This window comes from Nocardia cyriacigeorgica NBRC 100375 (assembly GCF_000308555.1).
Lineage (GTDB): Bacteria > Actinomycetota > Actinomycetes > Mycobacteriales > Mycobacteriaceae > Nocardia > Nocardia cyriacigeorgica.
Map to the genome: position 1 here is coordinate 24,138 of NZ_BAFY01000326.1, position 21,291 is coordinate 45,428.

Here is a 21,291-nt window from a genome sequence, read left to right on the forward strand (position 1 = left end):
GAATGGGACACAGTAGGTCATGACGTGACCTGTTCGAGCTCGGTGAGCCCGGCCTCGAGATGGCCGAGGAGCCGTTGCAGATGTGGCACACTGCGGCGGCAGCCGACGATGCCGAAGTCGAGATTGTCGGCATTGGAGGACAGGGTGATGTTGAGAGCTTGACCGTCCAGCACGATCGACATCGGATAGCTGCCGTCCATCCGCGCCCCGCGGTAATACATCGGCTGCTGCGGGCCGGGCACATTGGAGATGACGATGTTGAACGGCGGGCGCGTCATCGACACGAAACCGGGCAGGCTCGCCAGCCCCAGCGGCGACACCATCACCGCCGACACCGCCAGCGCCTGGATCCTGGGCATTTCCGCGAACAGTCGCTTGCCCTCGCGCATCGACGCGCTGATGATCTCCAGTCGCTCGGCGGCATCGGCGATGTGGGTGGCGAGGTTGCACAAGATGGTTCCGACGATGTTTCCGCCGCTGTCGGCTTCGCTCTCGGTCCGCAACGACACCGGAACCATCGCGATCAGCGGGGTATCGGGCAGCGCGTTCTGTTCCTGGAGGTAGGCACGCAGCGCAGCCGAACACATCGCCAGCACAACATCATTGACGGTGACTCCGCTCGCTGCCTTGACCGCGCGGATGCGGTCCAGCGGCCAGGATTGGGCCGCACATCGCCGGGCTCCGCCGATGCGGACGTTGAAGATCGTGTCGGGTGCGGTGAACGGGAGCGTGAGCTGCTGTTCGGTCAGCGCCGAGCGGATCAGCGACACGGTCGACGGCGCCAGCTTCCCGATCGCCCTGGCCGCGCCGGCGGTCCGGGAGCGACCGTCGGGCGAGCCGGAACGGGAACGCTTCGGCAGGTTCCACGGTGCCCGCATCTCGGTGTCCGAGGGGTCTGTGGTGAGAGTGCGCCGCAACAGCCGCTGGGCCGCCACGCCATCGATCAACGCGTGGTGCACCTTGGTGTAGACCGCGAATCGGCCGTCGTCGAGCCCCTCGATGAGGTGCTGTTCCCACAGCGGGCGATGCCGGTCGAGCAGCCCGCTGTGCAGGCGCGAGGTCATGGCCAGCAGTTCACGCACTCGCCCTGGTGAGGCCAGGGCCGCGCGCTGCACGTGGTAGTCGAGGTCGACCTCGTCGTCGTAGGTCCAGGCCAGACTGGATATGCCGCCGAGGATCCGGCCGGGACGTTTACGGAACGTCGGCTCGGTCACCGGTGAATCGATCAACTGCTGATGGATCGACCTGGCGAACTCCGGCCCGGCGCCCTCCGGCGGCTCGAACAGCTGCAGCGAGCCCACATGCATGGGATGCTCGCGTGATTCGTTCAGCAGGAAGATCGCGTCGGTCGGCGCAATCAGGTCGATCATCTCGTCTCCTCACTGCGAACACGCGCGGCACGGGATGCCGGATCAGCCCGCCTTGGCTTGCCTGGACCGGTCCTCGGCGGCGGGCGCGGTGGCCGCCCGCACGACAGGGGTGAGCAGCCGCGCCAGAATGAGCTGATCACGCGGGAGTTTGGTGGCCTCGGGCAGCCAGTTGTGCACGAAGCCGACGGCCAGCTCGTTGTCGGGGTCCACCCAGCCGCCGGACCCGACGAGACCGACATGACCGAATCCGCGCGGCGCGCCGGGAATCGGCAGCGAGTGGTAGCCGAGACGCCAGCCCATCGGCAGCAGCAGGTTGCGGTCGGGCAGATACGTCTGGATCCGCGACGCGGCCCGCACCCGTCGCCGCGACAGCAGCGCGTTGTCGGTGGCGAGGATGTTGTAGACCGCCGCGAGCGCCCGAGCCGTGAACACCCCGTTCGCGGCGGGCATCTCGGTGCGCAGGATCGGAGCCTGCGGCCCGGCGGCGAGGTCGGCGATCCCGGCGGCATAGATCGACCGGATGAAACCCGTACCTGGGCCGATCAGCCGGGTGGTGGTGCGCAGGATCTGCTCGGCGTTCCTGATCCCGAGCGGAAGCGAGGAACCCGACAGCGTCGCCACCGTGACGTCGCTGCCGGCGGGCGGTGTGCCCAGGTAGAGGCCATCGATGCCGAGCGGTTCGGCCAACTCGGTGCGGTACAGCTCGGCCATGCCCTTGCCGGTCACCGCGCGGGCGATGCCCGCGGCCAGCCAGCCGTAGGTGATCGCATGGTAGGCGGGGACGCCGCGGAACCGGTCCGGCGCTGCGGCGGCCAGCCGGTCCTCCATCGCCAGATGATCGAGCATCTCGGTGGTGCTGCGGGCCAGCGGCCCGATGCGGGACAACCCGGCGCGATGGCTCAGCACCTCGGCGACGGTGATCGACTTCTTGCCTTTGGCTGCGAACTCGGGCCAGTATTCGGCCACCGGGGCGTGGTAGTCGATCAGGCCGCGGGCGGCGAGCCGGTGCAGCACCGTGGCGGTGATGCCCTTGCTGGTGGACCACGACACGGCTCCGGTGTTCTTCTGCCATTCGGTGCCCTCGGCGTCCGAGGTGCCGGTCCAGACGTCCACCACCGGTGTCCCGCGATGGTAGACCGCGAGCGCCCCGCCTCCGCGTCCGCCGGCGAAGAACCGCGCGAAAGCGCTGACCGCCCTGTGGTACCCGGGAGCGGCGCCGCCGCGGATCGTAGCGCCACCCGAGGCGGGGCGAACGGGTTCGAGCATGGTCGTCATCCTTCGTGTCATACCGGTGCACGCAGCCGCGCGACGACCGGTACCCATCCACGATACTGGCCGCATTGCCGGCGGCACAGCAGTCGGGCCCGCTGCGCCCGTGGCGTCCTGATGCCAGTTGTATTACGACCGGGCGGGCCGGGCCTGGAATGCGTGCCCTCGACGGGCCGGGGCTGTATGGTCTGGTCCGCCTCAGATCGACCGCGAGGTCGATGACCGACGACCAGACAGGGGAGTCCCGGGTGATTGCCATGGACCAGAGTTTGCGGACCGAACAGCGTGGTGACGGCACCTGGCGAGCGTGGTACGTGGACTCGGAGTGGATGGCGGACGGGTTCTCCAAGCAGGAGGCCGTCGCGGCGGCCCAGCGGTTGCGCCGCGGCGACAGCGGAGCCTGATCAGGCGGATTCTTTGGTCATATCGCCAGCGGTTGATCCGCTGACGCTGTGAGTGTGTCCAGACTGCGTCCTACTGCGCCGGACTCGCGTGCTCGCCCGGTTATCTTCGGCCGGACCACTGCACGGCGAGAGGCGTATCCGGATGACGACTGGCACCGAAACGAAGCTGGACCGATTGCGCGAGGTGCTGGCCATCGCGGCGGAACCGGCGGGTGCGGCCGGGATCGCCAAACGTGCGCAGAAGGGCATCCCCAGCGTGCGGTCCAGGGTGCGGGCGCTGCTCGATCCGGGTACCTTCACCGAGATCGGTGGGCTGGTACGCAATCCGCGCGACCCCGACGCCATGTACGGCGACGGTGTCGTGACCGGCCACGGCCGCATCGACGGCAGGCCGGTGGTGGTGATCGCGCACGACCAGACCGTGTACGGCGGTTCGGTCGGTGAGATGTTCGGGCGCAAGCTCACCCACATCCTGCGTTTCGCGTTCGAGAAGGCCTGCCCGGTGGTGACGATCAACGATTCCGGCGGCGCCCGCATCCAGGACGCCGTCGCTTCGCTGGCCTGGTTCGCGCATATGAGCCGCTGCCAGGAGCGGTTGTCCGGGTTCGTCCCGCAGGTGTCGATCATGCTGGGCAAATGCGCGGCCGGTGCGGTGTACGGGCCGATCAATACCGATGTACTGGTGGCGACTCCGAAGGCGCATATGTTCGTCACCGGCCCCGAGGTGATCAAGGCGGTCACCGGTGAGGATGTCACCGCCGAGGAACTCGGTGGCGCCGAGGTGCAGGCCCGCAACGGGGTGATCCATCAGGTGTGCGAGACCGAGCAGGATGCCTTCGACTGGGCGCGTAAATATCTGAGCTATCTGCCGTCGAGCTGTCTGGAGCAGCCGCCCGTCGTCAACCCCGGCCTCGAGCCCGAGATCACCATGCACGACCTGGAATTGGAGTCGATCATTCCCGACTCCGATCGCGAGGGTTACGACATGCACGAGATCCTGCTGCGGATCTTCGACGACGGAGATTTCCACGAGGTCCGCGCCGCCCACGCACCGAATCTGATCACCGGGTTCGCCCGCGTCGACGGCCGTCCGGTAGGGGTGCTGGCCAATCAACCGCTGGTGCTCGGTGGCGCGCTGGATGCGAATTGCTCCGATAAGGCCACCTATTTCATCCGCCTGTGCGACGCGTTCGGACTGCCGCTGATCTTCGTGGTGGATACGCCGGGGATCCTTCCGGGCGTCGAAGAAGAACGCAACGGCGTCATCATCCGGGGCGGGCGCGTGCCGCGTGCGATCATCGAGGCCACCGTGCCGATCATCAACCTGGTCGTGCGCAAGGTGTACGGCGGTGCGTACGGGTTCATGGCGTGCAAGCAGCTCGGCGCCGATATCAGCTTCGCCTGGCCGACCGCCCGCATCGCGGTGATCGGCGCGGAGGGCGCGGTCGACATCGCGGGCCGCCGGCAGTTGCAGCAGGTGCCGCCCGAACAGCGGGCCGCGGTGCGCGAGTTCATGATCGAGCAGTACAACGCGACCGTGGCGACGCCGTGGGTGGCGGCCGAGCGCGGCTACATCGACGCCGTCATCGAGCCGTCCACGACGCGCCTGGAGCTGCGGCACGCACTGCGCCTGCTGCAGGACAAGGCGGCGACGGCCGAGTTCAACCCGCGCAAGCACAGCTTGTACCCGATGTGAGACGCGGCCGGTCCGCGGCAGTTCAGGAAGTGCACCATGGGCGGTTTCCGGCGTTACGCCGTGCTCGTCATCGCGGCCCTGGTCTGCGGTGCTGTCACCGGAAGCGGTCTCGCCGCAGCCATTCCACTCGATCCCGTCGCCGTTTTGTGCACGGGTAGTGCGGATGGTTCGCGGGGAACCTGCGGGCGGTGGACCGGGTCGAGCCACTACCGGACCGGCACGGATACGGGGCGGTCGGCCGACGAAGTTCCCGGCTGCGTCCACAACCGGCCGTGATCGCCCGGCCGCGGCAACTCATTCGATATGGAAGGCTCCCCGCATCGGATGAATCCGGACGTCCCCGCACATGGGTATGCCCACCGAGCGGGCAGGGCCTGAGCCGCTCGGTGGGCATCCGCCGTTCCTCTATCGAAAACCGGCGCGGGTCACCGGGTTTCGCTGAGGTGCGGCGGCCGGGCTCCGCACCGGACCGGCCGGAGTCGGTGTCGATCCGGTCCGGTGGGCGCCGGTCCATGGGGTGGTCGGGTCAGAGTTGTCCGCCGCCGCCGATGAGCCAGGGGTTGAAGGTGCATTGCAGTTGCGGGAACTGCACCGGATCCAAGGCGTTGAGTGCGATCGACAGCGCGCGTGGGGAGTACATCATCGTCAAATGGTCGGAGATGTCTTGTTCGCAGCCTTCTTGCAGGGTGATGTTGCGGACCGTGGCCCCGGGACCCGGCTTCAAAAACGTCAGGTCATAGGGGTTGGTGATCTCGTCATAACGGGACCCGACAATCGTGTAATCCACCCCGGCCACGGTGTCACCATTGGCGTTGAGCTGGTTGACGAAATCCGAGCCGATGGTCTGCTGGATACCGGCATGACCGACGAAGATCTCGATGAACCCGAGGATATCGATCCCCAGATTGTTGATCGCGCGCCCCAGCGCACCGATCCCGTCGAGGCTGGTGCCGTGATGGGTAGCGCCGTAGGTGATCAGGTTCTTCACCTTCGCCGCACCCCCCTCGAACTTGGTGTACCAGTTCGACATCGACCCACCCTGGGAATGGGCCACGATATCGACCTCGGCCGCCCCGGTAGCAGCCAGCACCCGATCCACGAACACCGCCAACTGCTTGGCCGAGTCCTGGATATAGCCGGTACCCATCACCCCCGGCAACACCGACCCCAGACCACCACCCTCGAGCAGGTTGGAGCGACCATAGTTGAAGGTGAAGGTGCAGAACCCGGCATCCTTGATCGGCTGACCCATATAGGCGAACCCGTTATAGGCATTCATCCAGGTCCCGTGGATCAACAACACCGGCCGCGGATGCTGCGGGGTCGGCTTGCAATTCCAATCATTGGCCCCCGGCGGAGCCGCATCACCATTGGCCAGCCCGTAGGCGAACGCCGCCACCCACGAGGTCTGCGCCGGACCCCAGCCGATGGTGTCGGAGGCATACCCACCCGAGGAGCCCGAGCTCGAGCCCGACCCGCCGTAACAGTCACCGGACCCGTTACCCGAGCCCGCGCCGCTCCCGGAATCACACGCCGACCCCGAACTCGACCCCGAATCGGCCACCGGCCCCGCCACCGACCGCCCCGCGGCAATATAGTCGGCCAAATCCTGCTCCGTCGGCGCGGCCGCGGCCTGCCCACCCATCGCGGTCAACGCCAACGCCGCCGCACTCACCACCACCAGCGAACGCCACAACCGACCAGAGGTACTTCGTCTCATCACGTGCCTTCCCGAGCAACAAAAACGTTCCAGTGATGGCGCCCCCGTAATTCGGCGGCACCAAAACTGCGCCAACGGTATTTGCGGAAAGGCTGTGGACCGATCCATAACGGCGGTGTCTGGACACTTCACGAAAAACGGTCACCGGTGTTCGGAACGATGGACAGTGGAGGGTCACGTCGGCGTGTATTCTGCTGAGAAGTTCGAGTTACCAGTACTTCTGGGCGCAGGCGCCAGTTTCGTGGCGACTCGACTGCGGCTGTCCCGGGAGGGTTTCGGGGACAGTGTGTGCCGAAACAATTCTCGATCAACAGAGTCTGTGACCTGTCCAATCGATAATCCGCAGTGATGTTTTCCGATATGGCTGTGGATACGGTGATCGTCTCGGTCAATCCGCCAGGAGGTCGATCCCGGATGTACCTCGCGAGCATATTCGTGACCTGGTTGACCTTCGCCGCACTCGGCACCACCTCGCTGTGGGTGGTCTGGGCGGCACCCGGGCCCACCCGCGTAAAAGTGCAACGCTCCCTCGGCCCGATCTGCCTGTTGAGCGTCGTGGTGATGCTGGTGTGGATGCAGGTCGCAGCCGGCTGGTAGGGCTTATCGCGTCGCCCCGCGTCCGGAGTGTCGGCCGCTCGGAGTATCGCGCACCGATCGGGTACCGGACAGATGTGCCGCAACCCCTTGCCCCGAACTAGAACGCGTTCTAACTTTGAGGGTGCATCTGTCGACGACGCGGGCCCGGAAGGCGCATGAATGAACACTGATCCGCAGATCACCGAGGTCGATCTCCTCCATCGGGAGCCGTTGGCGGTCGATATGCTCATCCGCTCGCTCGAGCTGTACGCCGATCGGACCGCCGTGCACATCGGTGACGAGCAGCTGACCTACCGTCAAGTGCGCGACCAGATCAGCAAGTTCGCGCAGGCCTACGCTTCGCTGGGGCTCGGCATCGGCAGCCCGGTGGCGATCCTGTCGGCCAATCGGCCCGAGGTGCTGTTCACCCAGGGCGCCAACGCGGTGACCGGCGTCCGGTTCGCCGCGCTGCACCCGATGGGCTCGCTCGACGATCACGCCTACGTCCTCCAGGACGCGGGCATCGAGACCCTCATCTACGACCCCGACAAGTACGAGCAGCGCGCCGCTCAGCTGGCCGAACGGGTGCCCGGGCTGAAGAACCTGCTGGCCTTCGGACCCACCGAGGCCGGCACCGATCTGCTGGCCGCCGCCGACGCGTTCGAGCCCGCCCCGCTGGTGGCCCCGGATGTCGCGCCCGGCGACACCGTCAGCCTCGCCTACACCGGCGGCACCACCGGCAAATCCAAGGGCGTGATGCTCAGCTTCCGCGGCGGCGCGACCCTGCTGCGCATCCAGATGACCGAATGGCAGTGGCCGCAGGAGGTGCGGTTTCTGGTCTGCACGCCGCTCAGCCACGCCGGCGGCGCGTTCTGGAACCCGACCAGCCTGCAAGGCGGTTCCATCGTGGTGCTGCCCGGCTTCGATCCGGCCACGGTGCTCGCCACCATCGAGAAGTACCGCATCACCTCGACGATGCTGGTCCCGACCATGCTCTACGCCCTGCTCGACTACCCCGATCTCGACAAATACGACCTGTCGAGCCTGGAGACGGTCTTCTACGGTGCCTCGGCCATCTCGCCCACCCGCCTGGCCGAGGCGATCGAGAAGTTCGGCCCGATCTTTTTCCAGTTCTACGGCCAGGCCGAATGCCCGATGACGATCTCGGTGCTGCGCAAGGAAGATCACGATCCGGCCGTGCCCGAGCGGTTGGCCAGCTGCGGCCGCCCGGTGCCGTGGCTGCACGTCGCGTTGCTCGACGACGCGGGCAACGAGGTGCCAACGGGTGAGCCGGGCGAGATCTGCGTGCGCGGCCCGCTGGTGATGAAGGGGTATCTGAACAAGCCCGAACAGACCGCCGAGGCCACCGAACACGACTGGCTGCACACCGGTGACATCGCCCGCCGCGACGCCGACGGCTTCCTCTACATCGTCGACCGCAAGAAGGACATGATCGTCACCGGCGGCTTCAACGTCTATCCGCGCGAAGTGGAGGACGTGCTGTCCGCGCACCCCGCCGTCAGCGCGGCAGCGGTGATCGGTGTGCCCGACGACAAGTGGGGCGAAGCCGTGAAGGCCGTCGTGGTGCTGCGCGCGGGCCGCGAGGTGGCGGTGGAGGAGTTGCAGGCGTTGGTGAAGGAACGCAAAGGCGCCGTCTACACACCCAAGTCCATCGATTTCGCCGACAGCATCCCGCTCAGCCCGCTGGGCAAGCCGGACAAGAAGGCCCTGCGCGCGCAGTACTGGAGCGACGGCGCCCGTCAGGTGAACTGAGCTCTCCACGAAGCGGCGTCGGCGGATGATTCCGCCGGCGCCGCCCTTCGTTGCCTGGCGCGGCCATCGTCGGCATGCGGAATGCCAATGACGACCAGCGATTCCGGATCGATGGGCAGGACCGCGACAACGGCTGCGAGAATCAGCGATCCGGTGGCCCGGCGAGAATCGCGGTCACCAGATCGATCAGCTCCTCGAGCACCTCGTCCGGCGACAACCGCGTCCCGCTGAGTGCGAGCATGTCGCGAAGGCCGTCGAGATCGCCGAGCGCCTGAAAGGTCAGGCTCATCGCCTGGGTCAGCCGGAACCGGATGGTCCGGGCGGGAACGTCGGGATAGATCGCGGCGAGCAGCGAGGTGAACCGTCGCGCCTGCGGTGCGAAGCCGTCGGTGATCCGCGACAGCGCGGGATGCCTGCTGCCGATGATCCCCGCGACGATGGTCACCCACGCGGTCCCGCCGGCGGCGATCTGCTCGGCCACCGGACGGACGAACGCCTCGGCCAAGGTGCGGGCAGTGGCGTCGCCGGACGCCTCGATGCTGTCGAGCACTTCGGACCGCCGCTGCGACACCTGCCCGCCGCGCTGTTCGAGCAGGGCCTCGACCAGCGCGTCCTTGGAACCGAAGTGGTAGTGCACCGAGGCGACGTTCGCGCCGGCCGCCGACATCACCGCCCGCAGCGACACCGCGTCGATCCCGCGCTCGGCGAACAGCCGTTCGGCGGCGAGGATCAGGCGCTGGTCGGTGGGTAGGGCGGTGTCTTCCGGCCCGGCCGGCGCGGTTTCCGTCGAAAGTCCTCGGCTCACGTGCGCACCCTAATCGAGCGGTGCGGGCGCACCGTAGAGCGTCACGACCACCGCTCCGCCGAGACCGAGGTTGTGGGCGAGCGCGCGGCGGGCGCCATCGACTTGACGCGGCCCGGCTTCTCCGCGCAGCTGCCAGGTCAGCTCGGCGCATTGGGCCAGACCGGTCGCGCCGAGCGGATGCCCCTTGGAGATCAACCCGCCGGACGGGTTGACCACCCACCGTCCGCCGTAGGTGGTGGCACCGGAGTCGATCAGCGCACCCGACTCGCCCGGCGCGCACATGCCGAGCGCCTCGTAGGTGATCAGCTCGTTGATCGAGAAGCAGTCGTGCAGTTCGATCACATCGACCTCGTCGATGGTGCTGCCGGTGGCGGTGAAGACCTCGGTGGCGGCCTTGCGCGTCATCGGAGCACCGACCACGTCGATCATGGATTCGGTGGCGAAGGAGGTGGTGTCGTCGGTGGCCAGCGCCTGGCCGAGGATCTCCACGGCGCGATCGGCGAGACCGTGTTCGCGCACGAACGCCTCGCTGACGACGACCGCGGCCGCCGAACCGTCGGACATGGGCGAGCACTGCGAGCGGGTCAGCGGATCGTGCACCGGTTTGTCGCCGAGTACCTGGTCCAGGCTGTACGCGTCCTGGAACTGCGCGTACGGATTGCGGGTCGAGTGTTCGTGGTTCTTCACCGCGACGCCGGCCAGCTGCTCGCGGGTGGTGCCGTAGCGGCGCATGTGTTCGGCGGCCGCGGCGCCGAAGAACTGGGCCGTCAGCGGTGCGGTGCCGAAACCGTTGGTGGACTTCAGGACCGCGATATGCCGGTCGATGGTGCTGACCGCCGGCGTGCCCGAACCCGCCATGGCCTCCTTGGTCATCTGCTCGAAGCCGACGGCCAGCGCCACGTCCACCAGCCCGGCCTGCACCCATTCGCGAGCCAGCATCAGCGCGGTGGAACCGGTGGCGCAGTTGTTGTTGACGTTGACCATCGGAATACCGGTGAGCCCCACGTCGTAGAGCGCGCGCTGGCCCGCCGTGGACGGCTGGAAGACGTAGCCGACGGCCGCCCGCTGCACCCGGTCGTAGTCGATGCCGGCGTCGGCCAGCGCCTTGCCCACCGCTTCGGCGACCATGTCGGGGTACTGCCAGTCGCGGCTGGCGATCTTCTCGAATTTCGTCATCCCGACGCCGATGACGAAGGCTCGCTGACTCACGGTGATTCTCCTCGAAAGCGCTGTGCGCGTTGTTGTGTGGTGGTGATCAGTGCTCGGGCCGGTCGCTGCCGACGACCCACAGGGCATGAAATTGCGAGGCGCCGCCCATCGCGTGGCCGATGGCCAGTCTGGCGTCCGGCACCTGGTGGGCGCCCGCCGTGCCGCGCATTTGGAGCGCTGCCTCGGCGAAACGCAACAGACCGGTGGCGCCGGTGGGATTGCCCGACAGCACCCCGCCCGACGGGTTGATCGGCAGGTCACCGTCGAAGGCGGTGCGGCCGGAATCGACCATCTTCCAGCCCGCTCCGGCCTCGGCCAGACCGATGTTCTCCAGCCACATCGGTTCGTACCAGCTGTAGGGGATGTAGAGCTCGGCGGTGTCGATCTCGCGGGCCGGGTCGGTGATGCCCGCCTGCCGGTAGGCCTCGGCGGCGCATTGCCTGCCCGCTTCCGGGTTCACCTCGTCGCGCCCGGCGAAATGGCCGGTCTCGGTGCGCCAGGCCATGCCGTGGATCCAGGCGGGCGGCTGCGGATTGTGCTCGGCGTCGGCTTCGCCGGCGATCACTACCGCGCACGATCCGTCCGAGGACGGACACGACTCCAGGTATCGGATCGGATCCCACAGCATCCGCGAATCCCGCACTTCCGCCACGGTGATATCCGGGCGTTGGATGTGCGCGTACGGATTGCGGGTCGCGTTGAGCCGATGATTGACCGCCACCTGCCAGCCGATGTGCTCGGGTGCGCCGGAGCGGCGGACGTACTCGCGGATGACCGGTGCGAAATGCCCGCCCGCGCCGGCGCCGAGATTGGCGCTGAACGGCAGGCCGCGCGAGAGCGCCCAGGTGAAATCGCCCTCGGATTCCTTGGAATAGGCGACCACCAGCGCCCGGCGCGCGAGCCCGGTCTGCACCAGGTGCGCGCCGTAGATCGCGGCGTGGCCGCCGACGCTGCCGCCGGTGAACACCCGGGTGACCGGCAGGCCACGCGCGCCGATGGCGTCGGCCAGGTACAGCTCCGGATTCATCACCCCGTCGAACAGGTCCGGCGTCTTCGACAGCACGATGGCGTCGATATCGCGGTGTTCGAGTCCGGCGTCGGCCAGGGCGGCGTCGACCGATTCGCGCACCAGCCCGCCGATGGTGACCTCGCGCTTCTTGGCCTGCTTACTCTGGCCGATGCCGATGACCGCGGTTCTCATCGATCTCCCTCCATCAGGCAGATCATGTTCTGCTGGAGTGCGGGTCCGTTGGTGGCGTGGGCGAGGGTGCGGTCGGCGCGACCGTCCAGGATGTGCTGGGCGGCCTCGCCGATGCGGATGAGCCCGGTCGCTGTCGCTGGACGTCCGGCCAGCGGGCCGCCACCGGGATTGATCCGGGCCCCGTCTAGGCCGAGCGTGCGCGCCAGCAATGGCTCCTGATAGCTGTATTCGCACTGCAATTCGGCGATATCGACCTCGCCCGGACCGAAGCCCGCGAGCTCGGCGGCACGCGCGGCGGCGGCGTCGACCGTGCCGGCGCGGGTGAGGTCGCGGGTTCCCGGGTAGTGGCTGTCCATCCGGTGATCGACGCCGCGCACCCACGCGGGCCGATCGGTGAGCCTGCGTGCGGTCTCACCCGCGGCGAGCACCACGACGGCCGCCGCGTCACCGGCCGGCCCCACATCGTGGGCGCGCAGCGGCGACGCGATGTAGGGCGCGTCGAGCAGCTGATCGACCGGATACTCCCCGGATTTCTGCGCGGCGGGGTTACCGGTGGCCGCGGCGAGACTGCGCGACACCACCTCGGCCAGTTGACGTTCGCTCACCGCACCGGACTCGATGAGCGCGGCCGCCTGGAGCGCGGCGATGGCGTCGCGATGCGGGCGCAACGGCGCGAGGAAATACGGGTCCAGCTGCGCCGCCATCACCTGATCCAGATCCTGCGGCAAGGACCCGCGACCGATGCCGTACACCACGGCGATATCGCCTTCGCCGAGCTGCAACCAGCTCCACGCTTCGGCGAAGGCCCACGCCGCGTCCATTTCGACATGCGATTCCGAGATCGGCGGCCACGCGCCCACCGCATCGAGGGATTCGATGTAGGCGAAGGTGCGGCCCTCGAAGAAGTCGTGGCTGCCGGAGGCGAAGAAGTCCACCTCGTCACGGGTGATGCCAGCGGTGTCGAGCGCACGCCGGATCACCGGAAGCAGGATCTCGGCCATATCGTGGCGGCGGTCGGCGGCCGTGCACGGCGATTGGGCGAAGGCGACGATTCCCACCTCACGCATCGGAACCCCCTGCCTCGGCGGCGGTTTCGCCGGAGGAGACGGGCCGGTAGTACCGGATGGCGTTCATGGACGTATCGAGTTCGTCGTCGGCGCACCAGACCGGTTCGACCGCCATGCCGATGCGCACCCGGCTCGGTTCGATCTCCTGGATCAGATGCATCAGCCGGGTGTCGGCGCCGCGAACCCGGATGTGGGCCACCACGTAGGGCGGGGTGAACACCTGGCCGGGGAACGGGAAATTCACCACGCAGAACGTCGAAATGGTGCCGTCGCCGGGCAGTTCGAACGGTGCGGACAGCTCGGTCAGGCAGCGTGAGCAGAATTCCGGCGGCGGCAGGTACACCTGGGCGCAGCTCGGGCAGCGGCGCGCCAGCAGCTGCCGCTGCGATAGTCCGCGCAGGAAGACCGAACGGCCCACCCCCGCGACGTAGGTGTAGTCCATCCGGAACGGATTGGTGAACTCGGTGACGGGTTCGGGCAGCCGGGTGCTCATGAATCCACCGGCTCGAAGCAGACGATGTCGCGGATGCTGCCCACCCGCTCGTCGCGCCAGCGCGGAGTGACCCGAAGGCCCGATGTCATGCGCGCGGGGTCGCCGCCGGTGTCGACGGCATGGAACAGGCAGCCCTCGGTGCCGTCGATGCTGATGAACGCCCAGGCGTAGGCGTGGGGGAGGTCGTCGCCGGCGCGCTGCGGCACCCAGGTCCAGTGTTTCACCGTTCCCGTCGCGGCGAGCTCGACCAGTTCGCCGGTCGCGCGGGCCGTCACCGGATCGAACTCCGCGGCCGGGCACAGGACCGTGCCGCGATCGGTGCGGGCGCCGAAGAGCCTGCCCTCGCGCAGGCCGCCGAGGAAGGTCCCGACCGTGGGGCCGACCGTCCGGTTGAACGGGAATTGCAGGCTGTAGGGCGCGTTCAGGCTGTCCTGGGGTGTTTCGGCTGTCATGAGGCTCCTGCCGACTGGTACCGGGAAGTGGCGGTCGGGCCCCGGCGGGGGAGCGGGCCGCGAGTCGATCGTGACCCAGGGCCGCACCGCGTGTCAATCGGTTGTTTCAATCAGGTGATTGAGGGCATGTACAGCTGGTCGGTGATGTCGTAGTCTGGCGCCGAAAGTAGAACTTGTTTCAGAAGCGTTCCTCGGGTGAGGAGATTCCCATGGCCATAGTCCAATCGCTGCCCGCCACGGCCGACGGCCACCGCAGGCTCGGCCTGAGCAACCCCGCGACCCGCGACGACGTCGGCGAGATCGTGGTGAGCACCGCGGACGACGTGGCCGAGGTGGTCCGGCGGGCCCGCGTGGCGCAGCCGGGATGGGCCGCGCGGCCGGTCGAAGAACGCGCTGACATCATCCGCCGCGCGGTCGAGGTGCTGGTCTCGCGGCGCGACGAGATCGTGGCCACCGTGCAGGCGGAAACCGGTAAGCCGCGGGTGGAGGCGCTCGCGGTGGAGATCGTGCCCTCCTGCGATTTCCTCAACTACTGGAGCGGCCGGGCCCGCAAGGATCTGGCCGACGAGAAGCGGCGGCTGCACGGCTACATCGCCCCGCTGAAGAAGCTCGTCATCAACTATCAGCCGCTCGGTGTGGTCGGCGTGATCACGCCGTGGAACGGACCGTTCGTGCTCTCGCTCAACCCGGTGGCGCAGGCGCTGCTGGCAGGAAATGCGGTGGTGCTCAAACCCTCCGAGGTGACCCCGCATTCGGGCGAGTGGGCGGTGAAGGTGCTGCTTGAGGCCGGCGTTCCCGACGACGTCGTCCAGGTGATCCACGGTGACGGCGAGACCGGCGCCGCGCTGGTCGCGAGCAATATCGACAAGATCTCCTTCACCGGAAGCGTGCCCACGGGCAAGAAGATCGCCGCGGCCTGCGCGGCCCGGCTGATCCCGTGCACCATGGAGCTCGGCGGTAAGGACGCGATGATCGTCTGCGCCGACGCCGATCTGGAGCGGGCCGCCGCCGGTGCGGTGTACCTGTCGATGTTCAACACCGGGCAGGTGTGCGTCGGCGTCGAGCGGATCTACGTGGTGGACAGCGTCGCCGACGAGTTCATTGCCAAGGTGAAGGAGAAGGCCGAGGCCGTCACCTACGGTCCCGGCACCGGCAAGGATGTCGGCCCGCTGTTCTGGGATCGCCAGCTCGACATCGTCACCCGGCACGTCGACGACGCCGTCGCCAAGGGCGCCAAGGTGCTGGTCGGCGGCAAGAGCGACACCGCCGACGGCGTGTTCTTCCAGCCGACGCTGATCGTCGACGTCACCCATGACATGGATCTGATGCGCGAGGAGACCTTCGGCCCGGTGGTGGCGATCATGCGGGTCGCCGACGAGGACGAGGCCGTCCGCATGGCCAACGACTGCGCCTACGGCCTCAGCGGCAGCGTGTTCAGCAAGAATCCCGACACCGTGGTCCGCCTCGCCAAGCAGCTGCGCACCGGGTCGGTGGTGCACAACGACGCCTCGGTGATCTACGGGGTGCCCGAGGCGCCGTTCGGCGGGCGTAAGGACAGCGGGCTCGGCCACGTCAACGGCCGGGACGCCTTGCGCGGCTTCACCCATGCCCAGCCGGTCCTGCTGGACCGCTGGGGCTTGAAGAAGGAGAACATCTGGTACCCGTACACCGACAAGACCGTGCGGACGCTGGAGCGGATGATCGATCTGGCGTTCGGTAGCGCCATCGCCCGCAAGCTCATGTCGTGACGGACAGGCGGGTTCAGGACGATTTGTGCGGCACGCCGATCGTCAACCCGCCGTCCACCACGAACTCCGCGCCGGTCGAATACGAGGACTCGTCGCTGGCGAGATAGGTGACCAGCGCCGAGACCTCCTCCGGATCAGCACCGCGGCCGAGCGGGATCTGCAGGAAGTCCTCCGGGATGCCCTCGGTCATCGGTGTGCGGATGAGCCCCGGGTGGATGGAGTTCACCCGGATGCCCTGGGGCGCCAGTTCCAGCGCGACCGACTTGGTGAGCCCGCGCACGCCGAACTTGCTGGCGACATACCCGTGCAGGCCGGGGCTGCCGCGCAGTCCTTCCACCGAGGAGATGTTGATCATCGAGCCGCCGCCCGCCGCGATCATGGCCGGGGTGGCGGCCTGCATGCCGAGGAAGGTGCCGGTCAGGTTGATATCGATGATTCGCTGCCATTCGGCGTATTCGAAGTCGGCGATCAGGTTGCCGTTGGCGATGCCGGCGTTGTTGACCAGCACGTTCAGCGATCCGAACTGGTCGACCGCGGCGGCGACGGCGGCGCGCCAGTCCTCGGGTTCGCGGACGTCGAGATGCACGTAGGCGATATCGGGACCCAGCTCCTCGGCCAGCGCCTTGCCCTCCTCGTCGAGGACGTCACCGATCACCACCTTGGCCTCCTCGGCCAGCATCGCCCGGGCGTGCGCGGCGCCCATCCCGCGCGATCCGCCGCTGATCAATGCCACCTTGCCGGTCAATCGTGCCATTGCCGATCTCCTCTTCGGTTTATCCCTGACTATTGGTGAAACACGTTACAGAAAGTAGCCGCGTATTCGTTGTCGAAGTGAAGCTCTCGGTTGGGTTGGTCCGGTGGCCGGATGATTCCGTATCGATGACGCTGGGGGCGGGTAGGCGTGGTGTGGCATCATCGAGTAGAACGAGTTCTAGAAATGTGCGCGGAAGAGCCTCTGGAGGTTCGCGATGGGAACCGACCGATCGGTGCGGACCGGTCCGTTCGTGGTGCCTGCGATCGATGAGATCCCCGGCGGACGCCTGCTCGAACTGCCGGGCCGCGGACGCACCTACGTCGTCGACCTGCCCGGCCCGCCGGACGCGCCGACGCTGATCCTGCTGCACGGCACGGCGTGCACCGCGATGCTCAATTGGTTCCCCGCACTGGAAACCCTGTCCAAGCGCTACCGGATCGTGCTCTTCGATCAACGCTGGCACGGGCGCGGCATTCGCTCCCAACGGTTCCGGCTCGACGATTGCGCCGATGACGTGGTCGCCGTGGCCGACGCGCTTGGTCTGGAACGTTTTGTCAGCGTTGGCTATTCGCTGGGCGGTGTGGTGTCGCTGCTGGCCGCGCATCGTCATCCGGAGCGGGTGGCCGGGCTCGTGCTGTGCGCGACGCCGTATCGCTTCCAGGACAAATGGCGCGAACGGGCCTTCCATCGCAGCTTCGCGGCCGTGGCGGGTGCGCTGGGTGACTACCCGTATCGGCGGGCCGAGCGGCTGGCCGGCGCCTTGCCGGAGCTGCCGGTGGCCTTGGTTCCCGGGCAGCTGCGCCGCTGGGCGATGGGGGAGTTCCGCAGCACCAGTGGCTGGGCGTTGACGCCGATACTGGCGGAGATCGGACGCTTCGACGCGACCGATTGGCTGTCGAGCCTGACGATGCCGACGGCGGTGGTGATCACCACGAAAGACAAGGCGATTCCGGTGTACCGGCAGATCGAGTTGGCGGCCGCGATACCGGGGACGACCATCCATCCGGTTCCCGCGGGGCATACCGCCTGTGCGTTCGCCGCGGACCGGTTCGTTCCGGTGCTCGACCAGGCTTGCGCGGCGGTGGCGGCGCGCTTGTGAATGACGACCCTGTTCGACGCCGGTGGCGAACAGGGCGGTCGGTCGGAGCGGTGATCAGCCCCGAGCTCGCGCCGCGGCCAGCAGATCGGCGATCACGGCGGGTACCGCATCGGCCAGCTCGCCGATATCGGGCACCAGTTCACGGCAGGCGATGAATCCGAAATCCAAATCGCCGCAGTTGGACAGCACGGTGACGGTGAGCCCGGCACCGTGGAAGACCGGTCCGAACGGATACATGCCGTCCACCCGGACGCCGAGGAAATACAGCGGCATCGGCGGTCCGGGAACATTCGACACCACCAGGTTGTGCACCACCGGATGCGCCTCGGCCAGCTTCAGCGACGAGTAGACCCGCGAGGCGAGCTGAAAGGTGTTGGGCGGTGCGTACTTCGACCAGTCCTGCAAGAAGTCGGCGCCGATCAGGTCGTGCTCCTTCTTGGCTTCCTCGTTCGCCGCGGCGAGCATCTCCAGCCGCTGTTCGGGATCGGCGATATCGGTGCCGAGCCGGCAGAACAGTGTCGAGACCTTGTTGATGCCTTCGGTGTGCCGGGTGGACTCGTGTACCGAGACCGGCACCGAGGCGATCAGCGATCGGTCCGGCAGCTCGCCGTGGCTGTCGAGGTAGGTGCGCAGCACCCCGCCGACGATGGTGAGCACGACATCGTTGACCTTGACGCCGAAGGCCGCCTTGATCTCCTTGATCGCGCCCAGATCGGCCTTGGTGAAGGCGACGGCGCGGTGGCCGGTGATGGCCTTGTTGAACGGGGTACGCGGCGCCGAGAACGGTAAAGCCATGCCCGCCTGGTTCTTTCGCCGCCGCTGTGCGAAACCCGCGACCATTCCGAGGGTCTTGGGCACCATCCCGAGCACGCCCACTTTGCCCGGGAATCGCACCAGTGCCCGGGCCGCCAGCTCGAGATCGCTCGGTTCCGGTTCGGGCTGCCACGGCTGCGGGTCGGGGCGGGTGGCGCCCGGTTCCAGATCGCACAGGTGCATCATCATGTTGGTGCCGGTGATGCCGTCGACGGCGGCGTGGTGGTATTTGCAGATCACCGCGATCTTGTCGTCGTCGAGGCCCTCCACCACCGACATCTCCCACAGCGGCCGGTCCCGGTCCATCGCGCGGCTGGCGATATCGCCGATGAGTTCGGCGAGTTCGGCACGCCCGGCCGGTTTGGGTAGCCCGACGCGGCGGATGTGGTAGTCCACGTCGAAATTCGGGTCGTCGACCCAGACCGGATGGTCGAGGTTGAACGGCACCTCGTGCACCTTGCGCCGCATATGCGGAATGAGCGGCAGCCTGCGGCCGAGTTCGGCCTTCAGCTCGTCGAAGGAGTAGGTGCCCTCGACGGGGTCGAGAATCAGCAGTGCGCAGACGTGGAGATGCTGGGTTCCGGTCTCCAGATAGAGGAAACTTGCGTCCAGTCCGGTGAGTTGTTCCATAGCAAAAGACTACTAGAACGTGTTCTAGAAATGCGCTCGTTCGACGCGAAGTCGATCACAGTAGCGGGCGATATTGCCAGATCGTGACCGGGTGATCTCGGTCCGGAATCTGTATGTAACTCATGGTCGCATCTATGTGTATGCTGTTGCTACGGTCGTGAAGGAAGATCGACGATGATCGTCGCCGATGCGCCGTGACACGCTGAGGAGTATCGATGAAGCTACTTCGCCGGGGCCGCCCGCGCCCGGACACCGATCCGGGCCCGGTGGCGCTGCATGCCCGCAATGTGCGTTTCGACTGGTCGAGCACGCCGCTGCACTGGATGCCCGCCGAGCCGATCGCCTCGCATCTGATCAACTCCCTGAACCTGCTCCTGCCCGAGGGCGAGCGCATGTTCTGCGCCACCTACACCGAGGCCCTGCCGTCGGTGCGGGACGAGAAGCTGCGCGAGGCCATGCTCGGCTTCATCGGCCAGGAAGCCATGCACGCCCAGACCCACGACAAGGTGCTGCACGAGGTGCTGGCCGCCCACGGCATCGATCCGGCGCCGTACTTGCGTCAGGCCGAATACCTGTTCCGCATCTCGCTCGGGCCGCGCGAGGACACGGGCAATGCGCGCCATCAGCAGCTGGTGGAACGGCTGACCGTCATCGCCTGCCTGGAGCATTTCTTCGCCTATCTCGGCGATTGGGTGCTCAATGCCGATCTGGAAAAGTTCGACGCCGATCCAAGGGTGGCCGACCTGTTCCGGTGGCACGGCGCCGAAGAGGTCGAGCATCGGCACGTCGCCCACGATGTCGCGGTGTATTTCGGCGCGGGCTATGTGCGGCGAGCGGCGATCATGATGTTGGTCTTCCCGGTCTTCCTCGGGCTGGTCCTGCGTGGCACCAAGTTTCTGGTGCGCCAGGATCCGGAGCTGCCCGATTACGGCTACCCCCGGCTGGTACCCGCGGTGTTCGCCGCGATGTGGCGCGGGGCGCTGCCGGGTGTGCCATCGCTGCTGCGCAGTGCGCTGTCGACCTTCAAGCCGGGCTACACCCCGGAAACCGTTGGTTCCACCGCGCAGGCCATCGCGTATCTGGCCGCGTCCCCGGCAGCCCGGGCAGCCGCGTCGTGACCACGACCCCGCCCGCCGACCTGTACGGCAAGCGGCCGCACGACCGCACGGTGCGGCTGCTCGATGCGGTGGTCGAGGCCCGATTGCGGTGGGCCGCACTGGTGCACCGAAGGCCACGGACGCCGCGCGCCGACGACGGCCGGATCCGGGTGGTCGTCGCCGAACGCCGCATCGAAGCCCGCGACACCGACGTGATCAGCCTGGTGCTGCGCGCCCCCGACGGCCGCGAACTCCCGCCCTGGCGTCCGGGCGCGCATCTGGACCTGGAACTACCGTCGGGCCGGCTGCGCCAATACTCGCTGTGCGGCGACCCGGCCGATACCCGCGCCTATCGAATCGCCGTGCGCCGCATCCCCGAGGGCGGTGGTGGCTCGATCGAGGTGCACCGCGACCTCGTCGCCGGCACGCCGATCACGGTGCGTGGACCGCGCAATGCCTTCCCGTTCGCGGTCCCCGGATACGGTTCGCCCGCCACCCGGCTGCATTTCGTCGCCGGCGGTATCGGCATCACCCCGATCCTGCCGATGATGCGGCTTGCCGACCGGCTCGGCGTGGACTGGTCGATGGTCTACACCGGCCGCAACCGCGACACCATCCCGTTCCTGGACGAGGTGCGGCGCTTCGGCAGCCGGGTCGCCGTGCGCACCGACGACGAGCACGGTCTGCCCGACGCGGACGCGCTGCTGCCCGCCGTCACCAGCGGCACCGCCGTCTACTGCTGCGGTCCGGCACCGATGACCGGGATGGTCGCCGACGCGGTCCGGCACCTGCCCGGTGTGGAACTGCATTCCGAGCGGTTCTCACCGCCGCCGATCGTCGACGGGGTGCCCTTCGAGGTCGAGATCGCCTCCACGGGTGAGGTGCTGGATGTGCCCGCCGACCGGACGGCCCTCGACGTCGTCCTGGACACCCGGCCGGACCGGCCGTACTCGTGCCGTCAGGGCTTCTGCCGCACCTGTGCGGTGCGGGTGCTGGCCGGACAACCCGATCACCGCGACACCGTACTCACCGACGCCGACCGTGCCGCGGGGGAGATGCTCATCTGCGTATCCCGTTCGGCGGGTGGACGTTTGACCCTGGACCTGTAGAGGAGA

General features: G+C 67.7%; 19 protein-coding genes. 8 read left to right on the top strand and 11 right to left on the bottom strand.

Annotated elements, in window-relative coordinates; all coding sequences use genetic code 11:
- Nucleotides 1-17 precede the first annotated feature (17 nt).
- Together RJ05_RS28320 and RJ05_RS28325 are read right to left on the bottom strand one after the other, a co-directional pair.
- Nucleotides 18-1,367 (bottom strand): WS/DGAT/MGAT family O-acyltransferase, encoded by a 1,350-nt coding sequence (locus RJ05_RS28320; RefSeq protein WP_036543181.1) that lies wholly within the window; start codon nucleotides 1,365-1,367, stop codon nucleotides 18-20.
- 45 nt (nucleotides 1,368-1,412) lie between these two features.
- Nucleotides 1,413-2,636 carry a serine hydrolase domain-containing protein gene (locus tag RJ05_RS28325; protein ID WP_036543185.1) on the bottom strand — a complete coding sequence of 408 codons (1,224 nt, stop codon included), beginning with the start codon at nucleotides 2,634-2,636 and terminating at the stop codon, nucleotides 1,413-1,415.
- A gap of 260 nt (nucleotides 2,637-2,896) precedes the next feature.
- Here RJ05_RS28325 and RJ05_RS31210 point away from each other — a divergent pair, with 260 nt between their 5' ends.
- Nucleotides 2,897-3,043 carry a hypothetical protein gene (locus tag RJ05_RS31210; RefSeq protein ID WP_156090877.1) on the top strand — a complete coding sequence of 49 codons (147 nt, stop codon included), beginning with the start codon at nucleotides 2,897-2,899 and terminating at the stop codon, nucleotides 3,041-3,043.
- 142 nt (nucleotides 3,044-3,185) lie between these two features.
- Nucleotides 3,186-4,739: an acyl-CoA carboxylase subunit beta gene (locus tag RJ05_RS28335; RefSeq protein ID WP_036543059.1), complete on the top strand. Its 1,554-nt coding sequence runs from the start codon at nucleotides 3,186-3,188 to the stop codon at nucleotides 4,737-4,739.
- Nucleotides 4,740-5,265: 526 nt separating this feature from the next.
- Here the strand turns inward: RJ05_RS28335 and RJ05_RS28340 are convergent.
- Entirely contained in the window at nucleotides 5,266-6,459 is a 1,194-nt protein-coding gene (locus RJ05_RS28340; protein ID WP_051017062.1) for an esterase/lipase family protein, read from the bottom strand.
- Nucleotides 6,460-6,873: 414 nt separating this feature from the next.
- On the opposite strand from RJ05_RS28340, the gene RJ05_RS28345 reads away from it, so the two are divergent.
- Nucleotides 6,874-7,056, top strand: a complete 183-nt coding sequence (locus RJ05_RS28345) for a hypothetical protein (RefSeq protein WP_138445820.1) — start codon at nucleotides 6,874-6,876, stop codon at nucleotides 7,054-7,056.
- Between the two features lie 159 nt (nucleotides 7,057-7,215).
- On the top strand, nucleotides 7,216-8,808 hold the full coding sequence (locus RJ05_RS28350; RefSeq protein WP_051017064.1) for an AMP-binding protein: 1,593 nt from the start codon (nucleotides 7,216-7,218) through the stop codon (nucleotides 8,806-8,808).
- A gap of 142 nt (nucleotides 8,809-8,950) precedes the next feature.
- On the opposite strand, the gene RJ05_RS28355 is transcribed toward RJ05_RS28350, so the two are convergent.
- From RJ05_RS28355 to RJ05_RS28380, 6 genes are read right to left on the bottom strand one after another with little or no spacing between them, the layout of a single operon-like run.
- Nucleotides 8,951-9,613, bottom strand: coding sequence for a TetR/AcrR family transcriptional regulator (locus RJ05_RS28355; protein WP_036543065.1), 663 nt, complete (start codon nucleotides 9,611-9,613; stop codon nucleotides 8,951-8,953).
- 9 nt (nucleotides 9,614-9,622) lie between these two features.
- Nucleotides 9,623-10,822, bottom strand: coding sequence for a lipid-transfer protein (locus tag RJ05_RS28360; protein ID WP_036543069.1), 1,200 nt, complete (start codon nucleotides 10,820-10,822; stop codon nucleotides 9,623-9,625).
- Between the two features lie 46 nt (nucleotides 10,823-10,868).
- The gene (locus RJ05_RS28365) at nucleotides 10,869-12,023 is read right to left on the bottom strand and encodes a thiolase family protein (protein WP_036543071.1); all 1,155 of its coding nucleotides are present in this window, start codon (nucleotides 12,021-12,023) and stop codon (nucleotides 10,869-10,871) included.
- On the bottom strand, nucleotides 12,020-13,090 hold the full coding sequence (locus tag RJ05_RS28370) for a thiolase family protein (RefSeq protein WP_036543074.1): 1,071 nt from the start codon (nucleotides 13,088-13,090) through the stop codon (nucleotides 12,020-12,022). Before RJ05_RS28370 ends, RJ05_RS28365 begins: the two co-directional genes overlap by 4 nt.
- Nucleotides 13,083-13,583: a Zn-ribbon domain-containing OB-fold protein gene (locus RJ05_RS28375; protein WP_036543077.1), complete on the bottom strand. Its 501-nt coding sequence runs from the start codon at nucleotides 13,581-13,583 to the stop codon at nucleotides 13,083-13,085. Before RJ05_RS28375 ends, RJ05_RS28370 begins: the two co-directional genes overlap by 8 nt.
- On the bottom strand, nucleotides 13,580-14,035 hold the full coding sequence (locus RJ05_RS28380) for a PhlB family protein (protein WP_036543080.1): 456 nt from the start codon (nucleotides 14,033-14,035) through the stop codon (nucleotides 13,580-13,582). The genes RJ05_RS28375 and RJ05_RS28380 overlap by 4 nt, the downstream gene beginning before the upstream one ends.
- A 209-nt stretch (nucleotides 14,036-14,244) precedes the next feature.
- Here RJ05_RS28380 and RJ05_RS28385 point away from each other — a divergent pair, with 209 nt between their 5' ends.
- Nucleotides 14,245-15,783, top strand: coding sequence for an aldehyde dehydrogenase family protein (locus tag RJ05_RS28385; RefSeq protein WP_036543083.1), 1,539 nt, complete (start codon nucleotides 14,245-14,247; stop codon nucleotides 15,781-15,783).
- A gap of 13 nt (nucleotides 15,784-15,796) precedes the next feature.
- Here RJ05_RS28385 and RJ05_RS28390 read toward each other — a convergent pair whose 3' ends face one another.
- Nucleotides 15,797-16,537, bottom strand: coding sequence for a glucose 1-dehydrogenase (locus tag RJ05_RS28390; RefSeq protein ID WP_036543086.1), 741 nt, complete (start codon nucleotides 16,535-16,537; stop codon nucleotides 15,797-15,799).
- Between the two features lie 214 nt (nucleotides 16,538-16,751).
- On the opposite strand from RJ05_RS28390, the gene RJ05_RS28395 reads away from it, so the two are divergent.
- Nucleotides 16,752-17,636: an alpha/beta fold hydrolase gene (locus RJ05_RS28395; RefSeq protein WP_051017066.1), complete on the top strand. Its 885-nt coding sequence runs from the start codon at nucleotides 16,752-16,754 to the stop codon at nucleotides 17,634-17,636.
- A gap of 54 nt (nucleotides 17,637-17,690) precedes the next feature.
- Here RJ05_RS28395 and RJ05_RS28400 read toward each other — a convergent pair whose 3' ends face one another.
- Nucleotides 17,691-19,079, bottom strand: a complete 1,389-nt coding sequence (locus tag RJ05_RS28400) for a WS/DGAT/MGAT family O-acyltransferase (protein ID WP_036543089.1) — start codon at nucleotides 19,077-19,079, stop codon at nucleotides 17,691-17,693.
- Between the two features lie 215 nt (nucleotides 19,080-19,294).
- Here RJ05_RS28400 and RJ05_RS28405 point away from each other — a divergent pair, with 215 nt between their 5' ends.
- Together RJ05_RS28405 and RJ05_RS28410 are read left to right on the top strand one after the other, a co-directional pair.
- Nucleotides 19,295-20,197 (top strand): metal-dependent hydrolase, encoded by a 903-nt coding sequence (locus tag RJ05_RS28405; RefSeq protein WP_036543092.1) that lies wholly within the window; start codon nucleotides 19,295-19,297, stop codon nucleotides 20,195-20,197.
- Nucleotides 20,194-21,285 (top strand): PDR/VanB family oxidoreductase, encoded by a 1,092-nt coding sequence (locus RJ05_RS28410; RefSeq protein ID WP_036543096.1) that lies wholly within the window; start codon nucleotides 20,194-20,196, stop codon nucleotides 21,283-21,285. The genes RJ05_RS28405 and RJ05_RS28410 overlap by 4 nt, the downstream gene beginning before the upstream one ends.
- The last annotated feature ends 6 nt before the right edge of the window (nucleotides 21,286-21,291 follow it).

Coding starts and splice junctions, on each gene's coding strand:
- RJ05_RS28325 (WP_036543185.1), bottom strand. CDS start 2,636: ATGCTCGAACCCGTTCGCCCCGCCTCGGGTGGCGCTACGATCCGCGGC.
- RJ05_RS31210 (WP_156090877.1), top strand. CDS start 2,897: ATGGACCAGAGTTTGCGGACCGAACAGCGTGGTGACGGCACCTGGCGA.
- RJ05_RS28335 (WP_036543059.1), top strand. CDS start 3,186: ATGACGACTGGCACCGAAACGAAGCTGGACCGATTGCGCGAGGTGCTG.
- RJ05_RS28340 (WP_051017062.1), bottom strand. CDS start 6,459: ATGAGACGAAGTACCTCTGGTCGGTTGTGGCGTTCGCTGGTGGTGGTG.
- RJ05_RS28345 (WP_138445820.1), top strand. CDS start 6,874: ATGTACCTCGCGAGCATATTCGTGACCTGGTTGACCTTCGCCGCACTC.
- RJ05_RS28350 (WP_051017064.1), top strand. CDS start 7,216: ATGAACACTGATCCGCAGATCACCGAGGTCGATCTCCTCCATCGGGAG.
- RJ05_RS28365 (WP_036543071.1), bottom strand. CDS start 12,023: ATGAGAACCGCGGTCATCGGCATCGGCCAGAGTAAGCAGGCCAAGAAG.
- RJ05_RS28370 (WP_036543074.1), bottom strand. CDS start 13,090: ATGCGTGAGGTGGGAATCGTCGCCTTCGCCCAATCGCCGTGCACGGCC.
- RJ05_RS28375 (WP_036543077.1), bottom strand. CDS start 13,583: ATGAGCACCCGGCTGCCCGAACCCGTCACCGAGTTCACCAATCCGTTC.
- RJ05_RS28380 (WP_036543080.1), bottom strand. CDS start 14,035: ATGACAGCCGAAACACCCCAGGACAGCCTGAACGCGCCCTACAGCCTG.
- RJ05_RS28385 (WP_036543083.1), top strand. CDS start 14,245: ATGGCCATAGTCCAATCGCTGCCCGCCACGGCCGACGGCCACCGCAGG.
- RJ05_RS28390 (WP_036543086.1), bottom strand. CDS start 16,537: ATGGCACGATTGACCGGCAAGGTGGCATTGATCAGCGGCGGATCGCGC.
- RJ05_RS28395 (WP_051017066.1), top strand. CDS start 16,752: ATGGGAACCGACCGATCGGTGCGGACCGGTCCGTTCGTGGTGCCTGCG.
- RJ05_RS28400 (WP_036543089.1), bottom strand. CDS start 19,079: ATGGAACAACTCACCGGACTGGACGCAAGTTTCCTCTATCTGGAGACC.
- RJ05_RS28405 (WP_036543092.1), top strand. CDS start 19,295: ATGAAGCTACTTCGCCGGGGCCGCCCGCGCCCGGACACCGATCCGGGC.